Raw genomic sequence first — 7,572 nt, 5'->3', positions numbered from 1 at the left:
GGAGCTTGAGGACGTAAAGAACAACCTAATGAAAGAATTAGATCATGTCAAAGCCAATATGGTCACGAAGCAAGAGTTTGTTTTCGTCCAACAAGCAGTGCTTGAAACAAATGAAATCGTTAAGAAAATAGAACAAAACATGGAAAAGCACGAACGGATTTTAGATCTTCTTTCTAGGCGTTCGATTGAACAAGAAGCGGCAATTTCCAGCATTCGTCTTATTAAGGCACCATAAGCAAGGAGAGAGCATCCCTCCCTACCTTTCTTAGGTGTGGCCGCCTTTTATAGTAAGGAAGAAACGTCTCCATCGGAATGCGCTTGGCGATTTCGTAAACTACATGAGCCATATGATCCAATGGAATGATATCGCTTGGCAACGTGAGGTGATCCACGGTACACTCTTCAAAAATATGATGATGTGTCATAAAAGAATCGCTCCTTTTTCGGTGATAGTGGTTTATGGTGACTCTATTCTGCCAGAAAACGAACGATTCTCTTCTATATTTCGTGTAAAAACGGGCTAATCCCAAAACGCATTCGCGTTTTGGGTCAGCCCCGTTTTGGTTATTCTTCCTCCGCCAAATTCGCCACCGGCAGCTCTTCCCCTTCGCCGTGAGTTGGTTTGCGCAAATGGAACATCGCTTTGATGGCAAAGACAAGCAAGGCGGCGACGCCGATCAAAAAGATCGTATCCGGAACAAAGCGGACAAGCAGCAAATTTTGTACGACATCTTGTTGCAAAAACGAAGGCGAACGAGACGCCCAATAGCCGTGTTCAAACGCTTCTTTGATTTGCAGCACCCCAACCGGGAGAAGCGTGATGAGAACCATGCCAGCCAGGCCGATGTTCAGCATCCAGCAAGAGAATTTCAGCCATTTGTCGTTCCATGCTTCCGGTTTGACGATGTTGCGCAGCGAGTAAAGAAGCACGGCGATCGCAAACATGCCGTACACGCCCATCATCGCCGCATGGCCGTGGGTCGGCGTTAAGAATTGCCCGTGTTCAAAGTAGCTGACCGCCGGCAAATTGATGAGAAAGCCGAACACCCCGGCGCCGACCAAGTTCCAGATCGCTGTGGAGATCAAAAACCAGAATGTTGCTTTATACGGGAAGTTGACTCCGCCGTCGCGCATCATTTTGTATTGCTCGTACGCTTCCAAAATAAGGAGCGTGAGCGGAATCACTTCGAGCGCCGAGAACACGGCGCCAAGGGCGATCCAGATTTCCGGTGAACCGTTGTAGTAATAGTGGTGGCCGATGCCGATCACACCGCTGCCCAATAAAATCGTAAATTGGAAATAAAGCGCCCGGACGGTCGATGTTTTCGTCACAAGCCGCAGCTGGACGAGCAAAAACCCGATGACGACAACGGCGAACACTTCGAAAATGCCTTCGACCCATAAGTGGATGATCCACCAGCGCCAAAAGTCCGCCATCGTAAAGTTCGTATCCGGTTCGATAAAGAACGCGAAGATGTAAAAGAACGGAACGGCGATGGCTGAGTAAAACAGCAAGTGAATGAGCCCGCCTTTGTCGCTTTCTTGCTTCAGCCCTCGTTTGACGCCGCGGAAGACGATGAACAGCCAAAGCAGCATGCCCACGACTAAAATGATTTGCCAAACGCGGCCGAGCTCAATGTATTCCCAACCTTGATGGCCAAACAGAAACCATTCGTTCCCTAAGTAGCCGTTGACGCCTAGCCATTGGCCGATCATGCTGCCGCCGACAAGCACGACAAGCGCCCAGAAGAGCAGATCGACGAGCAGCCCTTGCTTTTTCGGCTCTTGCCCGCCGACAAGCGGAGCAACGAAAATCCCCATGCCAAGCCAAGCAGTGGCAATCCAGAAAATCGCCAGCTGCAAATGATATCCTTTGGCGATGTTAAACGGCAACAGGTCATGGATCCATTTGATGCCAAAGAAGCTGTCCGGTTCCGTATAGTAGTGGGCGAGCAGCGCCCCAAACATCGCTTGCACGAAAAAGAGCGCGGCGACGACAACGAAATATTTGCCCGCTTTCACTTGCGACGGAGTAAGCGGCTGCCGCCGCAAGTCGATGACCGGAAACTTTCCTTCTGTATACGCTTCTTGCATGCTTAGTTGATAACGGTGGAAGACGTACAAAATGATCCCGATAAACAAAATCAAAATCGTGACGCTCGCGCCGCTCCACCAGACAGCCGAGAACGACATCGTATTGCCGGCGTCCTCATAGTACGGCCAGTTGTTCGTATAGGTGATGTGGTCGCCAAGTCTTGGCGTGCTTGACAGCCAGGCGGTCCAGAAGAAAAAGTCGGCAATTTGCTTGATTTGGTCGCCATCCGCCACCCAGGCACGGTTCGATTTTGGCATGTCGCTTTCTTTGATCAATCCTTTTTTCAATCCCCAGCCGTCGCCATTGGTGAAGACATCGCGGTAGTAGTCGCGCACTTTTTCCAACCCGTATACTTGCGCATCCGTCAGGACGAGAACATCCGTAACCGGGTTGTAGCGGTTTTTTCGCATTTCCTTGATGACTTGTTCGCGGATGATCGTTTTCTCATCGGCGGTTAAATCGGCAAACGGTTTGTGATACCGCTCTTTTGCTTTGTAATCTTGCATGCCTTCCGTATAAATTTTCAACGCTTCCGCCGTATAGTCCGGCCCCATATACGACCCGTGTCCAAGCACGGTTCCGTAATCCATCAGCCCGTATTTTTGGAAGACGGCCTGCCCGCCGATGATCGTTTCTTTCGTCATCAACACTTGGCCATCTTCACTGCGCACTTCCTTCGGCCTTGGCGCCATTTCTTTAAAAATCCAATACCCGCCGACAAGCAGGACGGTGAAGCTGATCACAATAGTGAAAATGAGAATCGATTTGAGAAAACTGTTGGTCGTTTGCCGCCCCGGCCGCATGTTGGGGCGAACGGATCGATGAACTTCCATATGAGACAACCTCCTTCTCGTTTGTTCGCCCCCATTGTAGCGTGCTGAACCGAGGACGGTTTGTGAGCTGGGGCAAATGTCTGTTATGATTTATATCACAGCTTTATGGCGTGGGAATGTATACAATGAAGGCAGAAAAGGCCAAACGACGCGGATGTTCAAAAAGAGAAAAGCATTGATGTTCCGTTGTCAGCTGTCACACGTTTGTCACATTTCCAAAGGAGAGAACGCCATGGCGAACCATTGGATGAAAGACCGCTTAAAAGCTGTTCCGTTGTTTCGTGAACTGTCCGATTACGAGCTTGATTCGCTGGTTGCCATTTCCCACGTGCGCGTTTACAAGCCGCGGACGTTCGTCTTTATGCAAGGCGATCCGCTCGAGCGAGTCTATTTCATTCATTCCGGCACGGTAAAAATTTATAAAACGGACTTCAGCGGGAAAGAGCAAATCATCTCGATTTTGCAGACGGGAGAAATGTTTCCGCATGCCGGCTTTTTCTTAAAAGGCACCTATCCGGCCCACGCCGAAGTGGTCGAGGAAGCGACATTGATCGCGATCCCGATCCACGATTTCGAACAAGTGCTGATGGCGAGCCCTGAACTTTGCATAAAACTGTTCCGCGTCATGGGCGAAAAAATCGTCGACTTGCAAAACCGGCTTGAGGCGCAAGTGCTCCATAATACGTACGAACAAATCGTGCTGCTTTTGTTGCGGTTGACGCGCACGAACGCCGTCAAGCAAGGGAAATGGCATCGGCTCACCGCCCATGTGACGAACCGCGAGCTGGCCAACATGATCGGCACCGCCCGGGAAACGGTGAGCCGCACGTTGAGCCAGCTGAAACGGAAAGGGCTGATTGACGTCGACGAACACGGCTTTTATTTGATTGACCGCGAAGGGCTCGAACAAGAAATCTTTTTCTAACTCCTTTTTCCCCATCGTCCGGCACCGGTCGGGATGCGCAATGGAGCTGATGGGGTTTCCTTTCAAACACTTGGGCAAGCCCATCTTTCTGAAACATGCTATTCCGCCCTTTCAAACGAAGACGAAACCTTTTTTCCAAAGTGGAATATGTCATGTTTCGGCCGAAAGATGTGAGCTATATCACAACATTCCGCAGTGAAAATGATTATCATGATAGTCAAAAAGGAGGGAAAGCGCATGGGTGTGACGATTGAACTCGATGTGCGCGAAGATTTGCGGCAGAAACGGGAGCCGTTTGAAAAAATTATGAACGCCATTAAGCCGCTCAAACCGGGCGATACGTTCATTTTGCACGCTCCATTCAAGCCGCTGCCGCTGTTTCCGATTATGAAAGCGAAAGGATTTACGTACGAGGCCGAACAAATCGAAAAAAAACATTGGAAAGTAACGTTTGTGAAGCAGGGGGGATGACCGATGATCCTCGATAACCGCGGACTCGAGCCGCCGCAGCCGATGATGCGGACGCTCGCTGCCCTCGCGAAGCTGAATCCTGGGGAGACGCTGACGATCATTAACGACCGCCGCCCGATGTTTTTGTACGAGCAGCTTGATGAGCTCGGCTACCGGCACGAGACGGTCGCACGCGAAGACGGCAGTTTTGAAATCCGCATTACGAAAGGATGAGCAACGTGTTTCCTACTCGCACGGGGACAGAAACAGACGTCCGTCTTCCGTTCTCGTTTATCATGTTCGCCGTGTTGGCGTTCGCCGCGTCGCAGCTTATGTTGCTTGGAGCGATTCCCTCACTTAGCAGCGGCGCGTTCCGGTTGCCGTTCGTGTGGGCGGCGGCCCACCTGGCGTTGCTTGGCTTTGCGTTGATGACGGCCATGGGGGCGATGTATCAGCTCGTTCCGGTCGCCTTTTTGACGCCGATTTGGAGCGAGCGGCTCGGCTTTTGGCAATTTGCAGTGACAGCGGCCGGCATTGTCGCATTTGCCGTAAGCCTGGCGGCGGCGCCAAACCGGGCGTTTCTTCCCAGCTTGTTGCTTTTGCTTGGCATCATCCTATTCGTCTGGCAAATGGCGATGACGTTAAGAAAACAAGAAACGAAAAACGTCATGACCCTCTTTGTCGCCACATCGCTGTTGTTTTTGCTGCTGACGGCGGCGGCCGGAGGGCTCTTGGCGTTTCACTTTTTCGCCGCCAAAGGCGCTAACAGTCATGAAGTGGTGTTCGGGCTGCATGTGCTGTTTGGGCTGTGCGGCTGGTTCACACTGCTCATCATAGGCTTTTCGTACAAAATGGCGCCGATGTTCTCGCTCGCCCACGGCTTTTCGCTGCGGCCGGCGCGTTACGTCTATGCGCTGTACATCAGCGGGATTGCGGTGGCGTTCGCCAGCTTATTCTTGCGAAGCCACGCATGGCTTGCAGCCGGTGCAGCCTTGCTCATGAGCGGATTCGTTGTTTTCGTCTGGCATATCCGCGCCATTTTGCAAAAGCGGATGAAAAAAACGCTTGACCGCCCGTTCCGCTTTTCGCTTTCGGCCATCGTCATCGGCCTTGCGCTGCACGTTGCCGCCTTTGCCGCCATCGTTGTCGGCAGCGGACGGCTGCTTGGCATCATTGTTTATCTATTCATTGTTGGCTGGATCCTGTTTAGCATCATCGGCTATTTGCTCAAAATCGTGCCGTTTTTATGGTGGACGCATCGCTACAGCGAAAAAGTCGGCCAACAAAACGTGCCGACGTTAAAGCAAATGATGAATGAGCGAGCCGTCACCGTCCAATGCCGCCTATGGCTCATCGCCCTCGCGCTGGCGGCTGTGGCGCTTGCTGTCGCGAGCGTGCCGCTGTTCGCCATCACTCAAGTGCTGTTGGCTGGATTAAGCGTTGCTTTTGCCGGAACGATTTTAACGGTCTTCCGAAAGTAAGCGAATGAGGAGGAAAAGAACGATGGATGTCCGCAAACTTGCCATTCAACAGCTGAAAACGGTCCTTGATCCGGAGCTCGGCATTAACGTCGTCGATTTAGGGTTAATTTATGACTTAAAAATCGAAGATGGGCATATCAATGTCCTGATGACGCTCACGACCCCAGGCTGCCCGCTTCACGACTCGATCGCCCGCGGCGTCAAACGGGCGCTCGAACAAATCGACGGCATCCGCGACGTGCGCGTCCAAGTGACATGGAACCCGCCTTGGACGCCGGAACGGATGAGCGAAGAAGCGCTCCGTCAGCTTGGGCATTTTTCCTGAAACGGTCCACTTTTCCATCCCTTTTCGCCGTTCGCCCGTGTTGGGCGGACGGTTGTTTCATTGTCCTGCAACTGCTGAACACTCCCCGCCCTTTATTTTCTGTATCATATAGAAAAAACGAGAGCCATCGCTTGGCTATTTAAAGGAAAAACGAATCGAGGCCGCGAATCATATACCAAGAGGTGAGAGCGATGTTTGCTAAAATCGACGAGCTGAAACAACGGTTGGATGCGTTGCGCCCTTTGCCTCCAGGGTTGGTGAAAAACTTGCGGGAATCATTTCGGATCGAATGGACATACCATTCTAACGCCATCGAAGGCAATACGTTAACCTTGTTAGAAACAAAGCTAGTCGTAGAAGAAGGGATTACCATTGGTGGAAAACGACTCAAGGAACATTTGGAAGCGATTAACCATGCGGAGGCGATTGACTTTATTGAAGAGTTAGTCGCAAACAAAGAACATTTGACCGAGCACGTGTTGAAACAGGTCCATTATTTAGTATTAAAGAGCATTGACAATGAAAATGCCGGGAAATATCGAACATACAATGTGCGCATTTCCGGCAGCTCGTACACCCCCCCTCACTTTTTGCATGTACAAGATGAAATGAATCGATTGTTTTCTTGGTATGAAACGAATCAATATGCTCTTCATCCAATCGAACTGGCGGCTCGTTTCCATTTTCAGCTCGTATCCATTCATCCATTTGCTGACGGAAATGGACGAACTGCCCGCTTAATGATGAATTTCATTTTAATGCAGCATGGCTATCCGCCCGCTATTGTGAAAGCAAACCCAGAACAGCGCCGGAAGTATTACGAAACGCTGGAAAAAGCGAGCGTCGAGGGTGAGGTTACTCCGTTCATTCAACTGATCGCCGCATGTGTCGAAGAAAGCTTGCGCCACTATTTGTACGCGTTAGGGATGGAAGACGAATGAAACAGTACAAGAAAAAGACACGGAAGTGGACATGATTCCGTGTCTTTCTTGCTCCAATTCTAAGGTTGGCATTTGATCGGCTATTCAAGCAACACGTTCCACAACCACGCCATCAAAGGAACGATGACAAAAAAAGCGAAGGCGATGTATCCGACATATCGAATCCACCGGGGAAATCCTCGCCAATCGAGGGCTTCCCGCTTCATCGCCCCTCCCGCAGCGATCCGATCCAACTCTTCGGTCGGCGAAAACACCCGGTCGTCCACCCGTTGAACCTCTTCTATCCGTTGCGTTTCATGCCTCTCTTCTTCTCGAGATCCCTTCATGACGCCCCCTCTTCCCTATGATTTTCCTAAACAGAACAAAACATCTAACAACCGCCATCCCAAACATCCAACCGAATCCGCTTTGCTGTTTTCCTCTGCATTATACCGTCTCTCGTTGTCAGAAAGCACCACTATTTTCCACGAAGGAGGACAAATCCCCCAGAGGGGCGGAAAACGGTCCGTTCCCCGTTGCCCG

8 protein-coding genes and 1 pseudogene are annotated in these 7,572 nt (G+C 51.0%); 7 read left to right on the top strand and 2 right to left on the bottom strand.

What is annotated here, in order from left to right:
• A pseudogene (locus tag GZ1_RS03430) lies at positions 1 to 235 on the top strand (hypothetical protein); the annotation flags it as partial.
• Between the two features lie 329 nt (positions 236 to 564).
• Here the strand turns inward: GZ1_RS03430 and GZ1_RS03420 are convergent.
• Positions 565 to 2,928, bottom strand: a complete 2,364-nt coding sequence (locus tag GZ1_RS03420) for a nitric-oxide reductase large subunit (RefSeq protein ID WP_060787870.1) — start codon at positions 2,926 to 2,928, stop codon at positions 565 to 567.
• Between the two features lie 232 nt (positions 2,929 to 3,160).
• Here GZ1_RS03420 and GZ1_RS03415 point away from each other — a divergent pair, with 232 nt between their 5' ends.
• The 6 genes from GZ1_RS03415 (at position 3,161) to GZ1_RS03390 (ending at position 7,050) form a co-directional block, all read left to right on the top strand.
• Entirely contained in the window at positions 3,161 to 3,853 is a 693-nt protein-coding gene (locus tag GZ1_RS03415) for a Crp/Fnr family transcriptional regulator (RefSeq protein ID WP_015374112.1), read from the top strand.
• Positions 3,854 to 4,090: 237 nt separating this feature from the next.
• Positions 4,091 to 4,324, top strand: a complete 234-nt coding sequence (locus GZ1_RS03410) for a DUF2249 domain-containing protein (RefSeq protein ID WP_060787869.1) — start codon at positions 4,091 to 4,093, stop codon at positions 4,322 to 4,324.
• Between the two features lie 3 nt (positions 4,325 to 4,327).
• Positions 4,328 to 4,537 (top strand): DUF2249 domain-containing protein, encoded by a 210-nt coding sequence (locus GZ1_RS03405; RefSeq protein WP_013146125.1) that lies wholly within the window; start codon positions 4,328 to 4,330, stop codon positions 4,535 to 4,537.
• Complete coding sequence (locus GZ1_RS03400; protein ID WP_060787868.1) at positions 4,534 to 5,784, top strand: hypothetical protein; 1,251 nt, start codon at positions 4,534 to 4,536, stop codon at positions 5,782 to 5,784. The genes GZ1_RS03405 and GZ1_RS03400 overlap by 4 nt, the downstream gene beginning before the upstream one ends.
• 22 nt (positions 5,785 to 5,806) lie before the next feature.
• Complete coding sequence (locus tag GZ1_RS03395) at positions 5,807 to 6,109, top strand: metal-sulfur cluster assembly factor (protein WP_015374110.1); 303 nt, start codon at positions 5,807 to 5,809, stop codon at positions 6,107 to 6,109.
• Positions 6,110 to 6,300: 191 nt separating this feature from the next.
• Positions 6,301 to 7,050, top strand: a complete 750-nt coding sequence (locus tag GZ1_RS03390; protein ID WP_033005429.1) for a Fic family protein — start codon at positions 6,301 to 6,303, stop codon at positions 7,048 to 7,050.
• A gap of 80 nt (positions 7,051 to 7,130) precedes the next feature.
• On the opposite strand, the gene GZ1_RS03385 is transcribed toward GZ1_RS03390, so the two are convergent.
• The gene (locus GZ1_RS03385; RefSeq protein ID WP_015374108.1) at positions 7,131 to 7,376 is read right to left on the bottom strand and encodes a hypothetical protein; all 246 of its coding nucleotides are present in this window, start codon (positions 7,374 to 7,376) and stop codon (positions 7,131 to 7,133) included.
• Between the last annotated feature and the right edge of the window lie 196 nt (positions 7,377 to 7,572).

The organism is Geobacillus zalihae NBRC 101842, from assembly GCF_001544135.1.
In the GTDB taxonomy this organism is placed as follows: Bacteria; Bacillota; Bacilli; order Bacillales; family Anoxybacillaceae; genus Geobacillus; species Geobacillus zalihae.
Note: the sequence above shows the minus strand (reverse complement) of the source record. Positions and strands in the feature narration are given on the sequence as shown.